Annotated in this window: 21 protein-coding genes and 1 riboswitch; of the genes, 4 read left to right on the plus strand and 17 right to left on the minus strand. The window is 44.0% G+C overall.

Going from position 1 to position 25,580, the window contains the following annotated elements; all coding sequences use genetic code 11:
* Positions 1-144: 144 nt before the first annotated feature.
* Positions 145-1,884 carry a methyl-accepting chemotaxis protein gene (locus tag CB4_RS17995; protein WP_096467117.1) on the minus strand — a complete coding sequence of 580 codons (1,740 nt, stop codon included), beginning with the start codon at positions 1,882-1,884 and terminating at the stop codon, positions 145-147.
* Between the two features lie 367 nt (positions 1,885-2,251).
* Positions 2,252-3,124: a polysaccharide deacetylase family protein gene (locus tag CB4_RS18000; protein ID WP_157738052.1), complete on the minus strand. Its 873-nt coding sequence runs from the start codon at positions 3,122-3,124 to the stop codon at positions 2,252-2,254.
* 283 nt (positions 3,125-3,407) lie between these two features.
* Between CB4_RS18000 and CB4_RS18005 the strand changes: the two genes are divergently transcribed.
* On the plus strand, positions 3,408-3,920 hold the full coding sequence (locus CB4_RS18005) for a hypothetical protein (protein ID WP_096467119.1): 513 nt from the start codon (positions 3,408-3,410) through the stop codon (positions 3,918-3,920).
* A 59-nt stretch (positions 3,921-3,979) separates the two neighbouring features.
* Here the strand turns inward: CB4_RS18005 and CB4_RS18010 are convergent, their stop codons facing one another.
* Positions 3,980-4,606, minus strand: coding sequence for a nitroreductase family protein (locus tag CB4_RS18010; RefSeq protein ID WP_096467120.1), 627 nt, complete (start codon positions 4,604-4,606; stop codon positions 3,980-3,982).
* 185 nt (positions 4,607-4,791) lie between these two features.
* Here CB4_RS18010 and CB4_RS18015 point away from each other — a divergent pair, with 185 nt between their 5' ends.
* Together CB4_RS18015 and CB4_RS18020 are read left to right on the plus strand one after the other, a co-directional pair.
* Positions 4,792-6,906: a methyl-accepting chemotaxis protein gene (locus CB4_RS18015; RefSeq protein ID WP_096467121.1), complete on the plus strand. Its 2,115-nt coding sequence runs from the start codon at positions 4,792-4,794 to the stop codon at positions 6,904-6,906.
* A gap of 185 nt (positions 6,907-7,091) precedes the next feature.
* On the plus strand, positions 7,092-7,745 hold the full coding sequence (locus tag CB4_RS18020) for a cupin domain-containing protein (protein ID WP_096467122.1): 654 nt from the start codon (positions 7,092-7,094) through the stop codon (positions 7,743-7,745).
* 73 nt (positions 7,746-7,818) lie between these two features.
* Here CB4_RS18020 and CB4_RS18025 read toward each other — a convergent pair whose 3' ends face one another.
* The 5 genes from CB4_RS18025 to CB4_RS18045 form a co-directional block, all read right to left on the minus strand.
* Positions 7,819-10,575, minus strand: a complete 2,757-nt coding sequence (locus CB4_RS18025) for an S-layer homology domain-containing protein (protein WP_146226653.1) — start codon at positions 10,573-10,575, stop codon at positions 7,819-7,821.
* 236 nt (positions 10,576-10,811) lie between these two features.
* The gene (locus tag CB4_RS18030) at positions 10,812-11,417 is read right to left on the minus strand and encodes a YdcF family protein (protein WP_157738054.1); all 606 of its coding nucleotides are present in this window, start codon (positions 11,415-11,417) and stop codon (positions 10,812-10,814) included.
* A gap of 84 nt (positions 11,418-11,501) precedes the next feature.
* Positions 11,502-12,194: a LutC/YkgG family protein gene (locus CB4_RS18035; RefSeq protein WP_096467125.1), complete on the minus strand. Its 693-nt coding sequence runs from the start codon at positions 12,192-12,194 to the stop codon at positions 11,502-11,504.
* A gap of 2 nt (positions 12,195-12,196) precedes the next feature.
* Complete coding sequence (locus CB4_RS18040; protein WP_096467126.1) at positions 12,197-13,609, minus strand: LutB/LldF family L-lactate oxidation iron-sulfur protein; 1,413 nt, start codon at positions 13,607-13,609, stop codon at positions 12,197-12,199.
* Positions 13,606-14,334 carry a (Fe-S)-binding protein gene (locus CB4_RS18045; RefSeq protein WP_096467127.1) on the minus strand — a complete coding sequence of 243 codons (729 nt, stop codon included), beginning with the start codon at positions 14,332-14,334 and terminating at the stop codon, positions 13,606-13,608. Before CB4_RS18045 ends, CB4_RS18040 begins: the two co-directional genes overlap by 4 nt.
* 181 nt (positions 14,335-14,515) lie before the next feature.
* Here CB4_RS18045 and CB4_RS18050 point away from each other — a divergent pair, with 181 nt between their 5' ends.
* Positions 14,516-14,698, plus strand: coding sequence for a hypothetical protein (locus tag CB4_RS18050; RefSeq protein ID WP_096467128.1), 183 nt, complete (start codon positions 14,516-14,518; stop codon positions 14,696-14,698).
* Positions 14,699-14,758: 60 nt separating this feature from the next.
* On the opposite strand, the gene CB4_RS18055 is transcribed toward CB4_RS18050, so the two are convergent.
* From CB4_RS18055 to paaX, 9 genes are all read right to left on the minus strand, one after another.
* Positions 14,759-15,388 carry a fumarylacetoacetate hydrolase family protein gene (locus CB4_RS18055; RefSeq protein ID WP_096467805.1) on the minus strand — a complete coding sequence of 210 codons (630 nt, stop codon included), beginning with the start codon at positions 15,386-15,388 and terminating at the stop codon, positions 14,759-14,761.
* Between the two features lie 28 nt (positions 15,389-15,416).
* Positions 15,417-16,202, minus strand: a complete 786-nt coding sequence (locus CB4_RS18060; RefSeq protein WP_096467129.1) for an SDR family oxidoreductase — start codon at positions 16,200-16,202, stop codon at positions 15,417-15,419.
* Between the two features lie 386 nt (positions 16,203-16,588).
* The gene (locus CB4_RS18065; RefSeq protein WP_096467130.1) at positions 16,589-18,166 is read right to left on the minus strand and encodes a long-chain-fatty-acid--CoA ligase; all 1,578 of its coding nucleotides are present in this window, start codon (positions 18,164-18,166) and stop codon (positions 16,589-16,591) included.
* A gap of 25 nt (positions 18,167-18,191) precedes the next feature.
* Entirely contained in the window at positions 18,192-19,034 is an 843-nt protein-coding gene (locus CB4_RS18070) for a MetQ/NlpA family ABC transporter substrate-binding protein (RefSeq protein ID WP_096467131.1), read from the minus strand.
* A gap of 143 nt (positions 19,035-19,177) precedes the next feature.
* A riboswitch (SAM riboswitch) is annotated at positions 19,178-19,289 on the minus strand.
* A 69-nt stretch (positions 19,290-19,358) separates the two neighbouring features.
* Positions 19,359-21,353: a methyl-accepting chemotaxis protein gene (locus CB4_RS18075; RefSeq protein ID WP_172890922.1), complete on the minus strand. Its 1,995-nt coding sequence runs from the start codon at positions 21,351-21,353 to the stop codon at positions 19,359-19,361.
* An 85-nt stretch (positions 21,354-21,438) separates the two neighbouring features.
* Positions 21,439-22,152: a flagellar filament capping protein FliD gene (gene fliD / locus CB4_RS18080; RefSeq protein WP_096467133.1), complete on the minus strand. Its 714-nt coding sequence runs from the start codon at positions 22,150-22,152 to the stop codon at positions 21,439-21,441.
* 295 nt (positions 22,153-22,447) lie between these two features.
* Entirely contained in the window at positions 22,448-23,776 is a 1,329-nt protein-coding gene (locus CB4_RS18085; RefSeq protein WP_096467134.1) for a phenylacetate--CoA ligase family protein, read from the minus strand.
* 15 nt (positions 23,777-23,791) lie between these two features.
* The gene (locus CB4_RS18090) at positions 23,792-24,580 is read right to left on the minus strand and encodes an enoyl-CoA hydratase-related protein (RefSeq protein ID WP_096467135.1); all 789 of its coding nucleotides are present in this window, start codon (positions 24,578-24,580) and stop codon (positions 23,792-23,794) included.
* A gap of 40 nt (positions 24,581-24,620) precedes the next feature.
* Positions 24,621-25,448 carry a phenylacetic acid degradation operon negative regulatory protein PaaX gene (paaX, locus tag CB4_RS18095; RefSeq protein ID WP_096467136.1) on the minus strand — a complete coding sequence of 276 codons (828 nt, stop codon included), beginning with the start codon at positions 25,446-25,448 and terminating at the stop codon, positions 24,621-24,623.
* Positions 25,449-25,580: the final 132 nt, after the last annotated feature.

Below are 25,580 nucleotides of genomic sequence, written 5' to 3' on the forward strand. Positions count from 1 at the left end.
TTTTCATATGTTGTTGAAAGGTCTCTTTTATCGTATAAGAAAGTTTAAGTTTGATAAAGTGATAAAGGATCAGGCGCATGCCCGGTTTTTCTTATATAAAAAATCGCTTAGCGTAGGAAAGTACATCATCCCTATTCCCGAGACTTACACTTTAAATTTGGCTGCTTCACTATTTAAATTACTAGCCAATGTCGCTAATTGACTGGCGCTTGACGCAATTTCTTCTATCATGCCGGATTGTTCCTGAGCTGAAGCTGCTACTTCCTCTGTACCTGCTGCCGTTTGTTCTGTGATGCTTGAGATTTCTCCAATAGCCTTAAGTACTTCTTCAACATTGCTGCTTAAGCTAGACAAAGTATCTTTCATTTTTCTTGAATCGATATCGGTCTGCTGTACGTGATCTACAATCGTCTGAAGAATGTCCCCGCTTTGGCGTACAAAGACAGCTTGCTTTTCAACACCTTGCAAACTACTTTCGATTTCCGCTACCGTCTCATTTGTTTCCAACTGAATGCTTTGAATTAAATTGGTAATTTGACCAGCTGCACGATTAGATGCCTCTGCTAATTTTCGGACTTCATCTGCTACCACAGCAAAACCTCGCCCGTGTTCCCCAGCCCGAGCCGCTTCGATCGCAGCATTTAATGCCAGCAGATTAGTCTGGGAGGAAATATCCGTAATCAATGTGATGATATTTCCGATTTCTTCTGATCGTTTTCCTAGCTGTTTGACCGAACTAGCGACATGGTGTACAGTCTGACTCACTTCTTCTGTATTTTTAACCGCTACTTGCACACCCTTGCTTCCTTCAAGTGAAATTTCCTTGGCCTGACCTGCATTCTGCACATTGCGCTCAGCCTGACGATTTCCAGACGCCATTAGCTTCTGTGCCTCTTGTATCATGTGAAGAATGCGACCGGATCCTTCTGTCTGACGGGATGCACCTGTAGCGATTTCATCGATGGCATCGGCTACATGGACGGATGTCTCTCCCGCTTGAGAAGAAGCCTGCGATAAGTCTGTAGAGGCATCCAGAACGTTTTGGGCAGTGTATTGCACCTGGCGAATTAAGTGTCCGATATTTTGTCTCATGCTTTCAAATGCCTGAGATAGACGTCCGATTTCATCCTTACTGCGAACGCTTATCAAGTCATTTTCTCCATCCAAAGCTTTGATATCTCCTTTTGCCATGTTCGTGGCAATTTCACTAATGAAATGAAGAGGTCGCAAGCTTCTTTTCACAATGTAATTGGCTAATAATATGATAACTACTAATAAAACTGCACTTCCAATCAGAAAAACAGATAGACTATTGCTTACTACTTTTTGAATCAATGTATCCACAAACGTAGCTGAAATGTCCACCTCTAGTATGCCAATTACCTGCCCGGTCTCGTCTTTAATTGGGACATATGCTGGCAGAAACATTCCATACCTTTTATCATTAATAATATCTTTAGATGTTACTCCTCCTTTTAGTACAGGAGCTAGTTCCTCTGCGCTCACATTTTGCGTCTTTTCTTTAATAGGCGAAGCTGTATCCGATCCTTGAGGCTGTCCATCAATCATAACTTCCACAGCATTCCCGCTAACCGCAAGTGTATTGATATACAATGCCCCTGTCTTTTCTCTTACATCGTTTAGTACTTTACGGATATCCCAGTATGTAGTGGTTTCCTGAGGATTTTGTAAAAATTCCTTGTATGCTGTAACATCAATATATTTCACGGTGTTAGAAGCAGTTTGTATACTGTATTCCGCAATCGTTTGTTGCACTGCTTTCTGTAAACTGTGATACGATATTACTCCAAGCGCTAGTATGACAAAAACAACGACAAACGCCATAAGTAATGATATCTTTTGTCTTACTCCCATGTTTCTCATGCTGACTTACCCTCCAATATTATCTCTTTCATATTAGTATCTTTTCCCCCTGAAAAAATACCTAAATATAAATCTAGCACCTTTGTAATAAGTTAATTCTTATAGAAGCTATAAGATTTTATTAAAATTGAAGAATAAATCTTCCGACCTTTGCTAGATTCAAAAATTGAACCAATTTCATGACTGCTTCAGTTTGCATTCTGCTTATTGGAGGTTACTCACTCTAGTACAATTTTAAATCACTAAAAAAGCCTGACATACCCTATAAAGGATATGTCAGGCTTTTATTTTATACTTTATCAAATTCTTCCTGAAGAACTCTACATACGAAATACTGCATAGTAAAACTATCTAACAAATAATGCTATTACTTTTGTTTTGTTTCTTTTTGTATGGGATGAGATGGTAATGCCGCAAGAGTATAGCCCTTCCCTTGTAAATATTCAATCACTTTTGGAAGCATTTCTACCGTTTGCTTACGCTCATGCATAAGAATAATTGAACCAGGTTTTACGCCCCCATTCTTGATATTTGCAAGAATTTTTTCCGGATTATGAGCCAAACTCCAGTCTAAGCTGTCAACCTGCCAAAACATAATATACTCACCAAGCTCTTTAGATACTTCCCTTGTCTCCTTATTTACCGATCCATAAGGTGGACGCATATACACAACTGGATGATTAACTTTACTTGAAATAAATGCAGCTGTCTGTGTTAAATCGCTTTTTTGCTTGGCCCCATTTTCCTTACCAAGTGCATCATGACGCATTGTATGAGAACCAATGATATTTCCTTGTTCTATCATTTGATGACCGAATTTCCCCAGCTCATCTGTGACCTGATTTCCAATCCAAAAGAAGGAAGCATGGGCGCCATGTTGTTGAAGAATCGAAGCAACCTCCTTTGTATATTCTCCAGGACCATCATCAAATGTTAAATAAATCGTTTTATTATCTTTTGTCGGGATATTATCAATTAATTTCCCAAGAGGTAACGGATAACTTTCTTCCTGAGGTGTAATATCCTTAGGAGGAACGATTTCCTCTTTGGTTTGTTCTTGAGCTTGCTGCTGTTGCTGTTGTGTATTGGTGTCACCTGGTAATGCAGATGATTCTTGTTTCGGATTATTTTTGGCCAAGGATTCATTTAATGGATGGAAAACTATATTTACTAGGATGATAGCTCCAAGACATATAATGGAAGACCAAATCCAAATTACTCTCTTTTTTGAATCTCTCACTCTTATTTCACCTTCTCTATTAAAATTTACTCACTTTCTATCATAAATCATTTTGTTGATAAAGTATCAAGGAAATATGTTTTTCATTTTGAAGCCCTAAAAATATTTCAGTTTGATTAGTACGTGGTATTGCCTAAATGAAAAGCCTGACATATCACCCTATAAAGGAATATGTCAGGCTTTATTTGCGGCCAATTCTCTTCTTTCCCGAAATAATTATATTACCATTTAAACCATTTAATGTATAATAAGGGAGATAAATAAAAAAAAGGAGTGTCTATTTATGAAAAAAAGTATGAAATTCGCTTTGTCGTTAGCTTTATCCCTTTCTTTTACTGTGCCAGCTGTACTAACACCTGCATACGTGAATGCTGCTAGCCAAAAACAACAAGCTTATACAAAAGCAGACCGCGCATACATAAAGTACCACAGTGATACATTATATAAAATCCGTGTACAGACGGACGATTTATTGAAAGTCTTCCAAGAAGCTGACAAATACAATGAAGATGAATTTATGAAAATCGTAGAAAACAAAACGAATGCCTGGTCAAAAACGATGGAACAAGCAACGAATTATCGCCCTCAGGATATTCCACCTAAATTTAAAAAAGCTCACAGCTTATTTATAGCAGCTGTGAAAGCAAACTTAGATAGTATGGGTGCATTCAGCGAAGACGAAGACGTAGAACCAGAAGTATTCATCCAGAACTTTGAAAAAAAACACAAGATATTTAAGCAAAAGGCAGATGCGTTCGATCAAGAAATCAAGCGTTTAAATAAAATTTATAAATAGACTATCCCACATAAGTAAAAGCCTGACATAACCCTAAGGAATATGTCAGGCTTTTATACTTAAAACGATTGATATGTAACAAATTCTCTTACTGGTTTACGATAACCTCGTGGTCTCTGACTAGATGTATCTTCTTTCCCCATTGTAATTAACATAACTGGAATATACCTCTCCGGGATATTCAACACTTTCCGCATAGCTTCAGGATCAAAACCGATCATTGGGCAAGTATCCCATCCTTTTGATTTTGCGATCAACATAAACTGCATAGCTGATATGCTAGCGTTTCGAATTGCTTCTTCCCGTTTGAGAATCTCTCCGCCATTCTCATAGAAGTGGATCGTACTTTCCACAGTCATATCGTACTCTTGCTTGTTTAACACACCTAAATGAAGCATTCCTTCATAGATCTTTCCCACTTCTTGATACGCTTGTGTATCTCCGAGTACTAGAATAGCTGCTGAAGCTGTGTGAACCTTATATTGTTTATATGCAGCTTCATATACCTTTTCCTTTACATCATGATCCGTAACAGCTACATAATGTGCATGCTGTAGGTTAAATGCTGAAGGAGCAAACTTGGCAAGAGAAAACATCTCATCTAGTTCTTCCTGCGTAATTTTAATTCCCTCAATAAACTTATTAGCCGAACGTCTTTCTTTTACTAGAGACACAAAATCGTTCATAAAATATCCTCCTCAACATAGTTACTATTATATAGCAACTATATTATCATTTGGTTGATATGTAAATAGCCAGCCGTACGTAAATAATGTACAAAATAACACAAACATTCCATTTACCATTTATATGAAAATAAAGTATTATCAGTATAATAGACCTATATTTTAACCTAAAGGAGTAAGAAGTAATGAATCTACAAACACGAAGTCTTCTTATTATTCTAAGTGCTGTTCTCTTAATATTTTCCGCAATATTCGGAACAACATCGATTTTGTCCAAAAACATGACCGAGAATGACGCTCAAAAACTAGCAAACTCATTGGCAACCGAACAAGCGAATCGTATTTCTTTACAACTCCAATCCCCTCTTGATTCAGCGCGTATGCTCGCATATGCAATCGAATCCATGAAAACATCAAACAACGTATCACCGGACACATATAAAAATATGTTCAAAAATACGTTAGAAAAAAACAAAGATTTTCTTGGTGTATGGAGTGTTTCTGAACCAAATGCTCTAGGAGACAAAGCCATCCAGACTCGTTATGCGGGTGACTATGACCGAACCGGACGATTCAGTTTATTCTGGGCACGTGGAGAAAACGGAATTACTACTTCGCGTATCGAAGGAACGGAATCCATGAAAGAAACGAGTGACTTTGATTACTATTACCTTCCTAAGAAATCTGGAAAAGAAACAATCATGAATCCATATTTTTACGAAATACATGAAAAAAAAGTGCTGATTACATCTTTGATTGTTCCTATGTTTGTAAATGACCAGTTCATCGGTGTTGTTGGAATTGACGTTTCCCTTGACCATTTGAACGAATTGAATAGCAAACTCAAGGTTTACGATTCTGGATTTGGTGTACTGCTATCGAACAATGGTACATTTGTCGCTCATCCAAACAAAGATAATATCGGTAAAACTGTAGATGAACTCAAAGGATTACAGAACAAAGAGCAGCTTAAACAAGCTGTAAAAACCGGAACAGCCTATACGATTACGGACTATTCTCCAACTGCCAAAACAGATTTATATAAAGTTACACAACCTGTTTCAATCGGAAATACAGGTACCCCTTGGGCATACGTTGTAGCTGCACCTATGAATGAGGTTATGGCTAATTCGAATAAAATTATGACAACGAATGTGATTATGGCCGTCATAGGAATTATTATCCTGGCCGTCATACTCGTATTTATAACGAGAAATATCGTACAACCAATCAGACGAACGATTGAACACTGTAGGAAAATGGCGACCGGAGATTTTTCTTTCGAAGTTTCTGAGCAATCGTTACACCGCAAAGACGAGATTAAAGATCTAGCAATTGCTCTCATTGAGATTAAAACGAACATCAGGAAAATGCTTGAAAACATAAAAGAAACCACCGACAGTGTAACCCTCTCAGCCTCTCACTTAAAATCGAATACCGAACAAGGAACACGCTCAGCTAACGACCTTACCGTTTCTGTTCAAAAAGTGGCAAGTGGGTCTGTAACACAAGAAAAAAGTGCAGAAGAAAGTGTACAAGCAATCGAAGAAATGGCAATCGGTATTCAACGTGTAGCCGAAACAGCTTCTACTATTGCAGAGGGCTCTACCGAAATCATAAGTCAAGTCCATCAGGGTAACTCATCTATTCAGCAATCGATTCAACAAATGAAATCAATACAAGATGCCACGCAAAAGACAGCATCTATTGTGCAAACTCTTAAAGATGATTCGAAAGAGATTGGACAAATTCTTCAGCTTATCACTGAAATATCAGGACAAACCAATTTACTTGCATTAAATGCCGCCATCGAAGCAGCACGAGCTGGAGAAGCTGGAAAAGGTTTTGCTGTTGTTGCTGATGAAATCCGAAAGTTGGCTGATCAAACGGGGGTATCGGCAGATAAAATCAGTAATTTGATTACGAAAGTTCAAATAAATACCGAACAAGCTGTTCAATCCATGGACGAAAGTGAACAAAATGTGCAATCTGGTATTTCTGTCATTCACCAAGTAAACGAAATGTTTAGCATAATTATGCACATTGTAGAAAATGCTTCTAGTCAAATTCAAGAAATGTCTGCCGTATCGGAACAAATGTCTGCAAGCACAGAAGAAGTCACTGCTTCTGTAGAATCCATGAGCCATGTAGCAAAGCAATCTGCTGATAATACAAATCAAATTGTAAAATCTGCTGAGGATCAATTAGCTATTATGAATAACATTCAGGAATCTGCTTCGTCATTATTCAAAACGGCTGAAAATCTCGAGAAATTAATGAAACAGTTTAAAATTTATTGAATATTTAATAAACGTTGTTGTCTCTGTCTATATTCGTTGTATAACAAAAGCCTGACATATTATCCTCTAGCCGGTTTCTTCCGGTCCAATACAGAAGGTGTAAGAAATTAGGCTCCCCCCTATAAACAGATACATATAGTACCTTATGAACCAAATCTATAATAAGCGAAGGGCGGAAACTTCAAATGTCGATTTCTTATATGGACTATACCTCACCCTCAACCCAATTTACTTACGATCTAAGCAATAACCAATCATTCAAAAAAAATGATCAGAACTTCATCAATGAACTATCCATTAAACAATTAAATACATTAGGGAATGTGTCATTGCTTGATATTTACCTCAGCACAGGGAATATTGTTGAGCCTCATATCCATCAAAATGCTTCTGAGCTCGTATACGGTATCTCCGGGTCAGCGATTGTTTCTTTAATTAATCCATTTACGAATCAACTACTCAACTACCCGATTCAACCAAGCCAAGTCGTTAATATCCCGCAAGGATGGTGGCATTATGAGATAGCTTCCACTGATAACACGCATTTGCTCGCTATTTTTGATGCACCCATTCCTGAAACCATCTTTGGGTCTGATATTTTGCGCCTGACACCCGCAAATGTCCTTGCACATTCGTACTGTCTTGATGAAGCGAAAGTAAAAGATACGCTCGCACCCATTAAACAAACGGTCGTTATCGGCCCACCTAGTGACTGTAACCAAACTCAATCACAAATGAAGCCTACTGCGATGCAACATGTAAATCAAATGTATATAAACCCAGGTTATCAATATCACGGGTATTATAACCCTATGTACTCGCAACAGTATCCCTATTGAAATGAAGTTACTCGTCAAAAAAGCCTGACATACTACCCCTACCAGGGAATATGTCAGGCTTTTCATTACTGTTCTATTTTATTGCGAGCGCATTAACAATCATCGTGACCGCTTCTGCTCTTGTAGCTACCTTTTTCGGTTGGAAGGTTTGATTCGGATATCCCGTAATAATTCCTTCTTCTACCGCCTGGCTCACGGCTTTCTGTGCCCATGTGGAGATCGACGCTGTATCTTTAAATGACAGCTGCTTTCCTTCTGTACCGTTTTTCTTTATATTCGTCAGAATCACCGCCATTTGTTCGCGCGTAATTGTATCGTTGACTCCAAACGTTGTCGTGTTATACCCGTTGATGATGCCATTCGTATACGCTGTTTCGATAGCTGCTTTTGCCCAATGATTTTGCGTATCGGTAAAGGCATAACCTTGTTTCTCTTTCGCTTGTAATCCAAATGCTTTTACTACCATTGAGACAAACTCGGCACGCGTAATCGTTTGGTTCGGTTTAAAGGTTCCATCTGGATACCCGCTAACCGCTCCGCTTTGTACAAGCTGCTGAATATGTGATTGGGCCCAATGACCTTGAATATCGGCAAATACCGGAACTTGCGGTTTCGGATCATCTTTTTTTTTCGGCAGATTGACAAGCGTGAACGTACTGAATTTATCTACCCAAACAGAGAGACCGATCGGGTTGTGCTTCTCATCATATTGAATCTCACCTTTATCGACCTTTTTCTCCCCATCGCTATGCTCAATAAAGATGGCAAGTGATTGGAGGAAGTCTTCCTGTTTCTTCGCGTCTGTCGGAATGTTCATTCCGGTTAGTGGAAGCGTGATTTTCGTACGACCCGAGAAGTTTGTCTCGATGTGTAACGGTGTTCCGATTACGCTGCCATCCTTCGCCTGTACACCCAGCAATGTTTTTGTTTGTTGAATCTCGTTTTCTTTCGTTACCGGCTCGATTTTCATATATACGTCTTTTTTACTGAGAGACGACACCGTTTCTTTCGGAAGTTCAATCGTCGCTTTATCTGTCACAACCTGGGCAGAGAATCCTTTGTCTGCCATGGTAGACAATGCTTCTTTCTGTACATTTGCCACGATTTCCTGCGCTTCATTTCCTTTCAGATCAGGAATAGAAATCGTTACCTTGTTCATGTTATCTGTCGCTTTGGCCATCGCTTCGGCTGCTTTTTTGGCATCCAGAGTAACGGTATCACTCTTTTTCCCGTCGGCTGTAACGGTTCGGGTAATCTCTACACTCGCTGCCTGTTTTCCTTTTTCATTCTCACCAACTAGAACGGAAGAGGTCCGCGTATTAGTAGAAGAGGACGTGTCTCGACTTCCGCCACCACCGCCTCCTCCGCTACTGCCACCGGAAGATGCTGACTGAACGGTTACCAAGCACGTTGCCTTTTCACTTCCATCTTCTGTTGTGACGGTAATCGTTGTCGTACCTGCTGTTTTTGGTGTCACCTCGCCATTCGCATCGACTGTTGCTACATCTGTGTTACTGCTGCTCCAAGTGACCTTTTTATTTGTCGCATTATCCGGTTTCACCGTAGCCGTCAGTTTCGCTGTGCTTCCGCCTGCTGTTAGACTCAATGTTGACTGATACAGTGCTACACCTGATACAGGTACGGTTCCGGTTCCTCGATTGACCGTAATCGTATACTCCTTTTTTGTTCCATCCTCTGCGGTGACTACCACAGGAATGTTGTTACTTCCAACATCCAGCCCAACATCCAGTGTCAGCGTATCCGATGTGGATACTGTGCCCTTTATCTTCACCGTCGCCTTAGAATCCTCTACCTCTGCCGTTACCGAGATGGATGAAACATCATTGCTCACCGTAGCGGAAAACGTATCCGGTGTTGTGGAAGACGGGGTCAACGTACCTGGACTGATGCCTACTCTCTTTAAGTTAGCATTACTAGACAAAAGCTTTGGAACGAGTAACCTTTGAATACGGTGGTTGCCTGTATCCGCGGCATACATATTCCCATCCTTGTCTACCGCGATCCCACAGGGATATCTGAACTCACCAGGATTAGTACCTCCTTTTCCCCATGCTTTTTCGACTTTACCATCGGACGTAAACTTTTGAATGCGGTTATTGTTTGTATCCGCGACATACACATTCCCTGCCTCGTCTACCGCGATCCCATTAGGATTGTTAAGATCACCATTCACAAAAACTTCCCATTTGCCTGAACCACTATCATTTGGCGTAAACTTTTGAATGCGGTTGTTGTTTGTATCCGCGACATACACATTCCCATCTCTGTCTACTGCGATCCCAGTAGGAGAGTCGAACTCAGTACCCTCCAGATCTTCCCATTTGCCTGAACCGCTATCTTTTGGCGTAAATTTTTTAATGGAGCTGTAGCCTAGATCTGCGACATACACATTCCCATCCTGGTCTACTGCGATCCCAGTAAGGATGTCGGAATCACGACTCCAAAAAACTTCCCATTGGCCTTCACTTGGGTTATTAGCATTTGGCGTAAACTTTTGAATGTTACGGTTGACTGTATCCGAGACATACACATTCCTATGCTGGTCTACCGCGATCCCACAGGGGGCTTTGAACTGACCAGCACCAGCACCATATTCTCCCCCCCATGATGTTTCGAATGTACCGTCTGACTTAAACTTTTGAATGCGTCTGTTGTCGCGATCGACGACATACATGTTTCCGGCATTGTCTACCGCCACTCCTTGAGGGAAAGAGAAAAAATACTGCTCGGTTGTAGGTAAAATCTTTTTAAATCCCTCCTCATCTGCAGCTACTACACGTGACGACGGAAATAAAATTGAAAGATTCATAAGGACACACAGCAGTACTACAAAGATGCTCCTTGTACGTTGTTTTTTTCGAATCAAAATTCTTCCTCTCCCTTTTTCTTAAAAAATAAGTCTACTATTTTTTCATAATATATCTACTTATACATAGTATCACCTGCCTCTGAACAAATTCTGAACATACAAAAGCCTGACATCTATCCCCACGAAAAAAGAAGATGCCAGGCCAGTTCCATTTTTAAAATTAATTTTTTCAACCTCTAATACTTCACATAATACACAAGCATCCGCGCCCACTCGCTAGCAATCACCTGAAGGCTTTCATGATCCAACCACCATTTTTTAAAGTGTACAGTACGCAGTTGGTGTGAACCGACACTAGCAATCTCAATTCCTGTATGGGCGAATACATGCTGGAACACATAAACCGCACGCCTTGTATGCCAGTCGTCTGTCACTAGAGTTAGTCGTTTGACCGAACGGCCGCTCTTCTGTAGTAACTCCTTTGTATACAAAGCATTCTCATATGTACTAAGCGATTTCTCTTCTTTACTGATCGCGTGCGCAGGAATTCCAAGTTCAAGCAGCAGGGCTACCATCTCTCTTGATTCTGTTGTACGCCAAGATAGTTGTCCACCGCTTGACACGATGATAAGCGGTGCAATGCCCTCTTTATATAGTTCAGCCGCCTTGCGCGTGCGCTGTCCATCCTGTTCTCCACCGAGCAGCACAATCACATCGCTCTTTTGTCGGTTGTCAGGGTAGACGAGATAACGGGCTGCTCCTTCTAAGATCGGCTCGTACGATAGCCAAAGTATTAACAGGAGCACTACGATTGCGGCCGCCCCTTTTTTTCGTTTTGTCACATCCATGCCCCCTTTTTGTCTATCGTACTCCACATCCAATCAAAAAAGGAACAGTCAGCGAAAGACTGTTCCCTATACGTTCTTTTATTTCTGAAGCAAAATCACATGTACACTGCCCGGTCCATGCACACCGAACACCAGATCCATCTCGATATCCCCGGTCCGGCTTGGTCCTGTAATAAAGTTCAAGCAAGCAGGAATCCCGCCCGGAACCCGTTCATGAATGTAGGCGGCAGCATGGGTAAGACGCGGCAAAAGCGTATCTTCTGCCAGAACGAGTACAAGACGCGGCGGCAGTAGACTCACCATGCGCCCTCTCCCGGCTCCATTCCAGAGCAGGACCGTTCCAGTCTCACATAAGCCAAGATCGGCATATACAATACCTACACCCGTTTCGGCAGCATAGGCGCGAAGCTCATCTGCATTCTCGTCTGTGCGCCAAGTGCGATACCTCACATCCACATTTTCCAATGCCTGATGAAGTCCTAATTCGTTCAACCGTTCATCATCCCAACCAAGTGCATCTTGAACGTTCCACTGTTTCAGCACAGCTGCCAGCGCTTTGCCTGCTTCCTCAGGACGCACGCGAGTTACCTCTGTACGAAGTTCCTTCAGATTTCCGATAAATTGTTCGGCAAGCGCAGCCTGATCCATCCCGGCATACAAATGTTCATACGGCTTGTCATTCCATTCTGGCATGCGCACGCCACTGCGACGCGGGCGGCCAAGACGGTCAGCAAGCCGATTCAGAAAGGCTTCTCTTTCTTGTGTACTCATTCTTATCGGCCCCCTTCCTTCTTCTCTTTCCACCAGGAGCGGAACGATTGCTCAGCAGGCTGTGGCAAATCACGCACATTCGTCCAGCCTGCCATCATGCCTGGACCAGATGAGATAACACCGTCTTTTGCCAGTCCATCTGTCATTTTATGAGCACTATTTACGGCCGCATCATATACAGCCGGATGACTCGTCATAAAGCCAAATCCTTTAAACGCCAGTTTGTCCTGCCATTTGCCATACCCTTGTTCCACCTGATCCTTGCGGTGTTCTAGCAAAAGATCATGCAGCGGGATTTTGACCGGACATACATCCGTACAAGCTCCGCACAAGCTTGAAGCATTGGGGAGATCTTTCCAATCTTCATACCCATCAAGAAGCGGTGTCAGTACCGATCCGATTGGACCGCTATAAACGCCCCCATATGCATGTCCGCCAATATGACGATATATCGGGCATACATTCAGACAAGCTCCACAGCGAATGCACTTAAGTACTTCCTGATAAGCAGTACCGAGAATGTCTGAACGACCGTTATCAAGTACAATAAGATGGAACTCTTCTGGTCCATCTGTATCTTCCGGACGACGCGGACCACTCAGTGCCGTCACATATACACTAATTTTTTGGCCGGTTGCGCTCCGTGTCAGCATGGAAATAACAATATCAAGCTCTTCCCATGTCGGTACAAGCCGCTCCATCCCCATAATCGCAATATGAACTTTTGGCAATGTCGTCGTCAGGCGAGCATTTCCTTCATTGCTGACGAGCACGACAGAACCGGATTCGGCTACCCCGAAGTTGCAACCCGAGATTCCGATATCAGCATCAAGAAATTTACGGCGCAGCTCTTCACGTGCGAACTGGCACAGATCCTCTGTCTGATCTGACAGCTGACGTCCAGCTACTTCTGAGAACAACTCTGATACTTGAGCCCGATTTTTGTGAATGGCAGGGGCAATAATATGAGAAGGAGTTTCTCCCGCTAGTTGGATGATGTATTCTCCAAGGTCTGTTTCTACTACTTGTACGCCTGTTTCTTCAAGATGACTGTTCAGATGAATTTCTTCCGATACCATTGACTTCGATTTTACAACCGAGCGTGCTCCACTCGCCTCAGCGATGCGTAATACGTGATTCACCGCATCAGATGCTGTTTGTGCAAAATGTACATGTCCACCGTTTTTCTCTACATTATCTGCGAGTTCTTCTAAGTAACTGTCCAAATTCTCAACCGTATGGCGGCGGATATGGGAGGCTAATTCACGCCATTCTTCTACATTCCCAAGCTCATCTGCCGCCTGAAAACGTCCACCACGCAGCCGATCCTGTGTGAATGGCAAAGCTTTTTGCAACTGCTCATCCAGCAATGCCTTTTTCACACGCCCGATGAAAGGGAGAGACTGTACGCTCATTTTGCTCCCCCCTTCGCCAATACTTCTGCGACATGCATAACTTTCACCGACTTACCGGTACGCTGCAGACGTCCACCGATATTCATCAGACAGCCCATGTCCGATCCAATCAATAACTCAGCGCCTGTCTCTTCAATATGCTGCACTTTCTCATCAACCATCGCTTCAGATATCTCGCTCATTTTAGCCGAGAATGTTCCACCGAATCCACAACAATCCTGGCAGTACGGCAGCTCTTCCATGTGAAGACCCTTCATGCCAGCAAGAAGCTTACCTGGCTCTGCTTTTATACCAAGGGAACGACTCATATGACAGGAGTGATGATACGTTGCATTCGCCGGAAGCTCTCCTTCTAGCTTCTCAACGCCCAGTACTTTTACAATAAATTCTGAAAATTCATACGTTTTGGCTGCTAATTCAACAGCTGCCTGATGCCAGGTCGGATCATCTTTCAGCAACTCTGGATACTCTCGGCGGATCATCGTTACACAAGAACCGGATGGTGCTACTACATATTCGCTTTTTTGAAAAGCTGTAATCATCTGCCGAGCTGCTTTAGCCGCATCTTTTTGGTATCCACTATTATAAGCAGGCTGTCCACAGCACGTCTGCGCTGCCGGGAAGTCCACTTCTACCCCAAGCCGTTCCAACACTTCTACTACACTTTGTCCTACCTGCGGAAAAAACACATCAGACAGGCATGTGATAAACAATGAAACTCTCACACTTCCACCTCTTTATTTCGCAATTCTGTTATCATTTTCTTTTCACTCTAGCATGATTGTTAACTGTTAACAAGGGATGAGTGGTATTTAACAAAAAATATTCAGAAAAAACGTGAAAAAAGCACTTTAATCCGTTACTATAGAGCATAGAGAAAGAATGAATGAAAGCGGGGACGTGTTAATGGGGAACGAGAAGATTATGATTTTAATGCCGCTAAGTGGAAAGATTCTCTGGGAGATGTATGGAGAATCATTTGGGTACTTTCAAAAACCGCCTTCTCTGCACGTACCGCTTGAAGAACACGAAATTCATACCGACTGGATTCAAGAAATTGAACGCGGTGTCATTTATCTACAGAAGTAAATACAGAAGCCACCGATTGTCTGATCTAGACAGTCGGTGGCTTTTTTATGGACATCGATTCTATGAACGCAACGTAATCGTGCAATTCCCCCATACCTCTTCGCCATATACGAGTTCAAGACTGTCGCCATCCGCAACCGGACCGACGCCTGCCGGTGTCCCCGTATAAATCACATCGCCTTTGCCAAGGCCGAAATGCTCGGCTGTGAATGCCACAATGGTTGGAATGTCAAACAGCATGTCCTGAATGTTTCCATCCTGAACCGTTTCTCCATTTTTGCGAAGGGAGAAATTTTGCGCCGTACACGCTTCTACACTCTCAAACGGGCGGAATTTCGTCAGCAACGCCGCATTCGGAAATCCTTTCGCCCGCAGCCACGGATGACTTTTTTTCTTCAGATCACTCTGCACATCACGAAGGGTAAAATCGATCCCTAACGCAACCTGATCAATAACATCTTCCATCCGCATCCCCTGCTCATACGGGCGCGCAATATGAAGCACAAGTTCAGCTTCATGATGTACTTCCCCACGGTTTCCAGGAAGAATAACCTCCTGCCCGTTCGCTTCTACAAGTGAATGAGTCGGCTTGCCGAACAAGAACGGCATAGTTGGCACGGCATTGCCAAGTTCTTCTGCATGCAGACGATAATTGCGCCCCACACAATATATGTTGCGAATCGTTTCAATCATGATGCTTCCTTCTTTCCTCTTTGAATTAAATGCTTTTGATCATGCCACCATCTACAAGTATCGAACTGCCGGTCACATATGTATTCGCCCCGGATAACAGGAATGCAACCACCCGTGCGAATTCTTCCGGTTGTCCGTAACGACCAAGCGGAATATTTGCTTCCATCTGTTGCTGAATCTCTTCGCGAGATACACCCTGCCGCTGTGCATTCATCTCATCTAGGTAAATGAGACGATCAGTCGCAATTCGTCCCGGTGCTACGGTGTTAACGAGAACATTATACGGTGCTAATTCTACCGACAGCGTCTTTGACAGTCCTACGATGCCCGTGCGGAATGTATTGGACAGCACAAGTCCCGGAATGGGTTGTTTAATAGAAGAAGAGGCAATATTGACGATATGGCCGCCCCCCTGCTTAAGATCAGGCAGCACTTCGCGGATGACACGAATATAGCTTAACAGTGTCAGCTCAAATGCTTTCATCCAATCCTCATCCGTAAACTGTTCAAACGTACCGCTTGGAGGCCCACCCGCATTGTTGACCAAAATCTCAATGCGACCAAACGTATCACGCACCGCCTGAACAAGTGCTTGAATCTCTTCTACTTTCGTAATATCAGCACGGCAGTAAGCCGCTTTACCCGCACCAAGTGCATTCAATTCATCTGCTACCCGTTTTAGTTTTTCTTCATCGCGGCTCGTCAGCATGACGTTTGCGCCTTCTTTAACCAGTTGCTCAGCAATCGCTCGCCCTAATCCCTGGCTTGAGGCAACGACGAGTGCCGTTTTTCCAGTAAGATGCAGATCCATTCATTCTATCCCCTTGCTGTCTGTATTTTCACTCTCTTTTGATTGTACGGGACGAGGTGCTATCGGTCAAACCTTCAAGTGTTGAACACTTTACTTTCTAAATTTTTAGTTAACTTTATTCACATTATACGTTACATTAACTAACATATAGTTGTTTTTTAGAGAGAGGAGTTCGGATATGACTAAGAACAAAGCAATATTCTCAAGCAGAATCTATCTTCCCTCAAAGCAGTACAGGGCCTGCTTACAGGTAATCCGTACGGCAAAGAACGAATCTATGCCTACTGCCGAACGAAAGGCTACAATGCATATAAAGGAAAAGGCTGGTCCGCCATTGTAAGCGAACGAATCGACTCGTAAACAAAAAACATAAAGTAAGGCGCAGGTTATACCTGCGCCGTTTTCTTTACTTCATCTTCAAGTATGAACTTTTGAATCTTTCCGCTTGCCGTCTTTGGTAGTTCATCCACAAAGTGGTATTCGCGCGGACGTTTGTACGGAGCGAGCTTACCTCCGTCAAGCAGGAACGTATTCAGATCTGCTTCTGTAAGTTTGTTCCCTTTTGCCACTACAATATACGCCAGAACGATCTGTCCCCATTTCGGGTCGGGCTTGCCAATTACAGCTGCTTCCTTCACACCTGTATGTTCGATCAGGCAATCTTCCACTTCACGTGGATAAACATTCTCCGCACCGGAGATAATCATATGATTCATCCGGTCACGAATCCAGATGTATCCGTCCTCGTCATACTCACCGAGGTCTCCTGTATGATACCAGCCATACGCAAGTGCTCTCGCTGTTGCCTCTGGACGGTTGTAGTAGCCATTCATCATGCACGGGCCCTTCACGAGAATCTCACCCACTTCACCCACTTCGCAGCGGTCAGCCGGGTTAGTCGGTTCTCCGTCTTCCGGAACACGAGCAATCACGATCTCATGTGTCAAGCTTGCTTTTCCAGCTGCTCCTGCCCGTGCAAGCTGTTCATCCGGATGCAACACCGCCATGCACGGGCCCATCTCAGTTGTGCCGAAGATTTGTACCAGATCAGCTCCAATTTTCTGATCGAATTCATGGATTAAAATAGGAGCCATCGATGCCCCTCCGTATTCCACCAAGCGAAGCGACGACAGATTGTACGCTTCAATCCCCTCAACGTGTAACATCATCGTGATCATCGTCGGTGCTGCAAACATATGCGTCACCTGTTCACGTTCAATAGTCGCAAGCACTTCTGTCGCATCGAAATGATGAAGCAGTACGTTCGTCGCCCCTATCTGAACACGCGGGAGGAACGATGTGTGCAGTTCCGCTGTATGATTCAGCGGTGCTGCCGAAAGTCCGATGTCATTTTTAGTGAGCCCCATGCACTGCATCATCATAAAATTATGGTGAAGCTTGCTGCGGTGCGTGTGAAGCACGCCTTTCGGACGGCCAGTTGTACCACTTGTATACATCATAATGCAGTAATCATTCTCAGCGACAGCTGCTTCCGGCTTTTCTATTGATTCTGCATCCAGAAGTTGATAGAAGTCTAGGGCACTTGCTGGAACGGATGAATCCACATAAACCCAGTGCAGCACAGGTGTGCCGATCTGACGCGCCTGCTCTACTGTCTGTGCCCCCACCTCTTCGTACAGCACCACTTTAGCATTTGCATCCTGCAGAATGTATTGCAGTTCATGCGGGGCTAAGCGATAATTAATCGGGTTAAAAATCGCACCGATTTTCGCTACAGCGAACATCGCGATAACATATTCGCTTGTATTGTAGAGGAATGACGATACAACGTCCCCTTTTCCTATACCAAGGCGCTGTAGCGCTCGTGCGAATTGATTCACTTTATTGTCAAGTTCACGATACGTAAAGTGATGCTGTTTTACTCCATATTCATACACAAGGGCAAGTTTCTCCGGATAATTCCGGGCCGACCATTCTACTATATCTCCGATTGTCGTGCTCACAGCAGCTCTCCTTCTTTCGTTCTAATTATTTCAAATATTCAGGTTTTTGAAATCCCTGGAAGTCTTTCTCTACAACAGCTTTAAATTCTGGTGATTTGTATGCTTCGATTATATCTTTTGTAATCTGATTGTCTTTATCTGCTGTTTTTACAGCTACAATGTTCATGTATTTTTCTGGAAGATTCTCTAATTTCAGCGCTTCTGTTAATTTAAGTCCAGATGCAATCGCGAAGTTACCATTTACGAATGCATAGTCTGCATCAGCAAGGGAACGCGGAAGCTGGGCAGCTTCAAGTGGTTGCAATTGAATATTTTTCACGTTCTGTGCCACATCTTTTTCCGATGCTTTTGTCGGGTCGATACCTGCTTTCAGCTTAATCCAGCCGAACTGTTCTAGCATTACAAGCGCACGTGCCTGGTTAGTCGGATCATTTGGCAGAGTTACAGTCGCGCCAGATTGTACTTCATCAAGTGACTTGTGTTTGTTAGAATACACACCAAGTGGTGCAGTCGGAACTTGAAGCGCGTCTGTAATAGGAAGATTATGATCTTTCGCAAATTTCTTCAGGTACACAACATGTTGGAATACGTTCGCATTAAGCGATCCTTCTGCCAGCGCATTATTCGGTTGAACGTAATCGTTGAACTCTACTATTTTTACTGTATAGCCTTTTTTCTCAAGAATAGGCTGAATGCCTTTTTTAATCTGATCACTGTACGGACCGGCTGTTGCACCAATCGTGATTTCTTTCGTTTCTTTTGTTCCTGCCTGTCCAGATGGAGCAGCCTTCTCTCCACCGCCGCATGCAGCAAGCAGTCCTGCTAGAACGACGAATACCCATGTTAAAATAATTGATTTTACTTTCATCTGTACTTCCCCCTTTTTATAAATGCCAAGAAAATTCAATACAGTTGCAACCCCTGTCTCTCTTCTAGTCCCCCCTTGCAAATAAAAACGACCTCTTACCAAAGTAAGAGGTCGACGACAGACGTTTGAAAGCTCCGCCGGACCTCTTATCTTTCAGCGTCATTTGCGCTGCTGGAATTAGCACCGTTTGAACCATAATGATTCAAGGTTGCCGAGGCTTCATAGGGCCAGTCCCTCTGCCTCTCTAGATAAGAGTCCGAAACTATTAAATTTTCTTGCTGTTGAGTTTATTTTAACACATTAAACAACAAAGTCAACTAGGAATTATGATGATTTATCCGTTTTAAATTGTTGCATGGATTCTTCAAGTTCAAGTGCCATGCGGCTTAACGATGCGGAAGCAGCTGCAATCTGATCAATGGAGGAAATCTGTTCTTGTGCATATCCGGCTACATCACGAGAATTCCCAGCAGACTGCCTGGAAATCACAAGCATATCTTGCCCGGATTTCAAAATGTTTTCCGCGCTGATTGCCATCTCTTCAGATGAAACCGAAATCTGGCTAATTTGCGTAGAAATCGACTCAACGGAATCCATAATATTTTGAAATATAAGCCCTGCTTCATCCACAGCCTGAACACCTGTACTAACTTCCTCTGTACCTTTGTTCATCGATCCTACTGCCCGCTGTGTCTCTCCCTGGATCTCCTGAATTACCTGTGCAATCTGATCAGCAGACTGCTTGGATTGCTCCGCAAGCTTACGTACTTCATCCGCTACCACTGCGAATCCTTTCCCCTGTTCACCAGCCCGTGCCGCTTCGATTGCCGCATTCAGTGCTAGCAAGTTTGTTTGTTCAGCAATCGATGTAATGACCCCAATGATTCCGCCAATCTCCTGCGAGCGTTCTCCAAGCAGACGCACCACGCTTGCTGCCTCTTCCACCGATGTACCTATCGTATTCATCTGCTGTACCGCCTGCTGAATGGTGCGGTTTCCTTTCTCCGCCTCTACAGCTGTCCGGTGTACCGCTTCTGCCACAACCGAAGAGGAAGAAGCGATCTGGTGGACACCATTCGTCATATGTTCCATCGTTTGAGCTGTCTTCGTTATCCCTTCCACTTCCTGCTCTACACCAACTGCCACTTCCTGCGTAGCAATTGTAATCTGATTCAAAGTGCCGCCTGCATGTGCTACACCGGCTGCCAGTTCCTGTGAAGACGACGCGACCTGTCTGGCTGTCTGATTAACCTGGTCAATCAAGCGGCGCAAGTTTTCCAGCATGCCGTTAACAGCATGCGACAAGTGACCAATCTCATCTTCCGAATCCACCGGAAGTTGTTCTGCCCGCAAGTCCCCTCCGGCAATTCGTTCCGCAACCGATGCAATATCTCGAATTCTCCGTACTGGACGCAATAGAGAGAGATACACAAAGAGCGCAATCACCACTAGCGTAACAGCACCTGAAATCACAACCTTAATAAGCAGGGAATTGAGCGGACTCGTAAATTCCGCTAGCGGTACTTCAAGCGCCATCATCCAGCTTGTTCCCGGAACCTGATGGTAGAAAACCATATAATCGTGCCCGTCTTTCGTAAACTCTTTCATGCCCTGCTTTGTCTTAAGCATCTCGGCTGCAAGTGTCCCGCTACTCCCTGCGCTCCCCTTCAGCACGTTTTCTTTTAGAATCTTGTTTTTATCCGGATGATGAATGATAAGACCATCTGACTGAAACACGTATACTTGATCAGACTGTCCAACTTTGAAATCCGTAGCCTGCCGGAATACTTCCCCAATCGGAGACGCTCCACTGACTAGCCCCTTCACCTTGTTATTCATATCCCGTACAGGCGCCTCAAACGAAATGATCAAGCTGCCATTCTCTTTGGCAGGGAATGGATTTGAGACGATCGGTTTGCCCGCCATAACATCCGGAAATGTCGGTTCGCTTCCGATCTGAATCACCAGATTTTTATCAATGATAAGATTGCCTTTTGTGTCTCCTACACTGATAGATGCATACGTTCCATTCATGCGTGCTTTTTCCCGCTCAAAATAGGCTAAAATTTGGTCCGTTGTACCGCTTCGGACAAGATCTGTATTCGCCATCACAACAACCTCGGACAAGCGTGTATTCAACCATGTTTCCAGCTGCGTTGCATGAATACGCACCTGGGAGTTTGCATTATTCTGTAAGGAAGCCAAAATGATCTGTTTGGCGGAGATATAATTAATCGCCCCCATTGCTGTGAGTGCCATACCTGTAAGCATCAGAATAATAAGTAAAAGTTTCACAATAAAAGATTGTTTCCCTCTCATAACATCCCTCCCCTTCCCCATATCTATAATTAGCAAGCAGGAAAGCCGGACCAAACTTGAAAGAATCGACTACCGCTTACCAGAATTACAAGTACGTATCGAGCATCGTTCCGCTAGTAAATGCTTGTGTATACATCATGTTGGAAATAGTGTGGTAATATCTAGATGGCTGTTGATCGAATAAAGGAGGAACAAAAATGGAGGGTACGGATGGAAGCAATACCGAGGCAGGGACGTATTCGATCGCTTTAACCTGTTCGGATACCGCAGATGCTATTCCTTCCCTTCCACTGATCATCGATTGGACGCGGGCAAAATCGTTTGTAAGAGCCATTTCAAACTTTTGGGAGTCAACTTCGAGTGTCCCATCTGCTTGAACGGAAACTCCGATGCTTTGTAGCACGTCTGAATCGATCGATAGACTACAGGACATGTTATGTAGAATCTGCTGCGGCAATTCCTCTTTCTCATCCTGTACAGTACGCAACATAGTATTATACGCAGCGGCGAAATCTCCGATGGCCTGATGTATTCCACTATGATCCTGCTTGCTGTATATGCTGTCTGAATTAGAGTCCAGGAGCAATTCTGCTGCTTTGCCGGCTTCCGCTATACTCCGATGTACTTCTACCGCCGCTGCTGTGCCGCTGCGAGTCATGCCAGATAGATTGCTTTTAGGCGGAAAGTTGATAATAGGTACGGTCGTGCCGAAGCTACTTCCAATCCGGCGCATTTGCGCTGTCGGCCACGCAGCAGGCTTGTTGTACCAGGCAGTATAGCGTTGAATTTGTGAAATCACCACGCCCCCTCCTTCCTTATCATAACAATATTTTACAACATAAGGATGTTCATGCGCACTATATACCCTAACTTTAATTCCTATAAAATAAGCCAGGTATTCAAAGTCAAAGTATGGATTAAAAGTCAAAGTATGGATTAAAAGTCAAAGTATGGATTAAAAGTCAAAGAGCCAATATAGATGTAATACGGAAATTCAGACTCGACTTATTTTTTCACGCAAGAAAGGAGCCAGGCTGTTTATACTGCCTGGCTCCTTTCCTCATCTTTTGATTTGCAAGCGCTTTCTAATTTGACTAGCCGATAAGTGATTTTGTCCGATTATCCACAATCCGAACTGCTTTCCCTTCACTACGCATAATGCTATTCGGCTCGCGAATCCGCAGCAAAACGGATACGCCAAGCGCGTTTTTCATCTCATGACCAATGCGGCGTACAAGGTCAGCAATCGTACTGTTATCTTCAAGCGGTCCTACAACTGCCTTATATTCTTTCGTTATTTCAGCATGCACCTCGAAGCGATCCAATGCTCCGTCTCTTTCAATTACAACCTGATAATGCGGAGCAAGCTCGCGGAATTGGAACAACACACCCTCGATCTCAGTCGGGAACACGTTCACACCACGAATGATCAGCATATCATCCACCCTACCCTTAATGCGCGACATACGCAAACTCGTTCGCCCGCATTTACAGGTAGCCGGATTCAGCGACGCAATATCTCCTGTCCGGTAACGAATGACCGGGAAGGCTTCCTTCGTCAGTGAGGTAAAGACAAGCTCTCCTTCCATACCGTATGGCAGCACTTCACCTGTTTCTGGATCTACAATCTCGGCAATAAAGTGGTCATCTGCGATATGCAGGCCATCCTGTGCCTCGATGCACTCAATCGAAACACCTGGTCCTAGCACTTCACTCAATCCGTAAATATCAATCGCCTTAATATTCAGTCTTTCTTCGAGCTGCGTCCGCATCTCTTCGGACCACGGCTCTGCTCCGAAGATTCCATACTCAATTGTAGTGGTACGCGGGTCTTTTCCCATCCGCTCCATCTCTTCTGCAATATTCATAACATACGACGGTGTTCCAGAAATGCCACGCGGCTTGAAATCTTCAATCAATGTAATTTGGCGCGGCGTATTCCCTCCTGATACCGGAACCGCGACCGCACGCAAATGCTCAATGCCATAGTGCAGACCAAGGCCACCTGTAAACAGACCATAGCCGTATGCATTATGGAAAATATCCCCTGGTTTTCCGCCTGCTGCACAGATCGCACGGGCGACAATCTCACCCCAGTTCTCAATGTCCTGCTTCGTGTAGCCGACAACCGTTGGCTTTCCTTTCGTGCCAGAAGAGCCGTGGATGCGTACGACTTCTGACATATCCACCGCGAACAGATTAAATGGATAATTCTCGCGCAGATCCGTTTTTTTCATAAAGGGGAGACTCTGCAAATCTTCGAGGGATTGAATGTCATCCGGTGCAATTCCAGCTTGATCAAGCGCTTCCTTATGAAACGGTACGCGCTCATACGCATGCCGTACCGTTTCCTGCAGCCGTTCGAGTTGAAGCGCTTCCTTTTGTTCACGCCCCATCGTCTCCATTGCTTCATTGAAAATCACAGGAACCCCTCCCTTTTATTCGCCGAGAAATATCGGTTTTCTTTTCTCACTGAATGCTGCCAGTGCTTCTACTCGATCCTTCGTCGGAATGATCACTTCATATGCTTTCGTCTCAATATCAAGGCCCGTCTGCAAATCTACGCAGCTCCCTTTACTGATGGCGTACTTCGCCTGGTACACAGCAAGCGGAGCGTTCTGAACAATTTCTTCTGCTAACTCAAAAGCTACCGAAAGCAACGCCTCATCGTCTGCGGCCACCCCGTTGAGAATACCGTATTCATACGCCTGTTCTGCTGTAATTTTACGGGCAGTGAAAACAAGCTCTTTCGCTTTCGCCGGGCCGATCAGGTGTGCCAAACGTTGTGTCCCTCCTGCACCCGGAATAATGCCAAGACTTACTTCTGTCAATCCCATACCCGCACCAGCAACGGCAAAGCGGAAATCGCATGCGAGCGCTAGCTCGAATCCGCCACCAAACGCATATCCATTAATAGCCGCAATCACCGGCTGCGGCAGACGCTCTACCGCTGTGAATACATCGCGGATTTTGGAAACATTACGGCGCACTTCCTGTTCATTTAGCGTACGGCGCTCTTTCAGATCGGCACCAGCCGAAAATGCCCTGCCGTTTGCTGTGATGATCACTGTACGAATCTCTTTCGTACGCTGTGCAATATTTTCTACCAGTTCACCGAGTTCTTTGAGCGTTTCGTAATTAAACGTATTCATGCTCTCCGGACGATTCAGTGTAATGACACCCACATATCCTTTTTGTTCGAATAAAATGTTCTCTGTCTTCACCATGAAAAATTCCCCTCTCTATACAACATGATGATAGCGTCAACTATACGACTGGAGCCGATTCAAAAAACGACAGGAAGAAGCGGACAGCACCCGGATGCAACAAATCATAATACCCACGGAATAATTCCTCTGCTTCCTTTCCAAGCCAGAAATTCGGCAACAATTCATCCGGCAGGCTCGGATCAATAAATAAAAACTTCCTGTATTCATGTACAAGCTTTGTCTTCTCTACAAAACACTCATTGTCCTGTAAACCCTCACGCTGGCGCGATTTTTCTTTTATATCATCATATTTTGGACGATACTCTGTAATGAACTCTTCATACGCCGCATTAATCTCGTCCAGATTCCAGCAACGGCTCACCAGCCCAGCCGGTTCGCTCCAGCCAAGATGCTGTGCACGAAAAATCTCTACATACGGTGTAATCTCGTATGCCTCATTCATATCTTTAACCCGCTCTTCGAGATTGTGCGGACTGATCCAGGTGCTGTTCGCCAGCATTCCAAACCCCATCCATGACAACTCTTTGCGCAACTGATCGCGCAAATGTCGCTTCTCTTCCGGAATGTTATAGCTAACGATGCTCCAACTTCCATCCCATTCCGCAGGCATCTCCTTATAAATACGCAATGCCGCTTCATCCAGCCGCTTCTTGCCGCGCGATGTCATGCGATAGTAGCTCCGGTTCCCAATCTTGCGTGATTCAATCCATCCCTGCTTCATCATACGCGAAATCGCGGCTCGGATAGCCGGCTCGGACAGCCCGAACTCTCCCATCAGCTTCGTTATACTTCCAACCCATATCTCTCCACCATAATGGCGCACATATTCACCATAAATTGTAAATAACATAGACTGAGATTTCACTTTGTACTTCTCCAACCCTTCTGTAAAACATTTTGTTTGTCTATTATAGCGTATCACATGCCTTTTTTCTGCTTATCCGCACCTATATTGACGCTCTTTCAGAATTTGATTACTATAAAAGAAAAAATATAG

The organism is Aneurinibacillus soli, from assembly GCF_002355375.1.
In the GTDB taxonomy this organism is placed as follows: domain Bacteria; phylum Bacillota; class Bacilli; order Aneurinibacillales; family Aneurinibacillaceae; genus Aneurinibacillus; species Aneurinibacillus soli.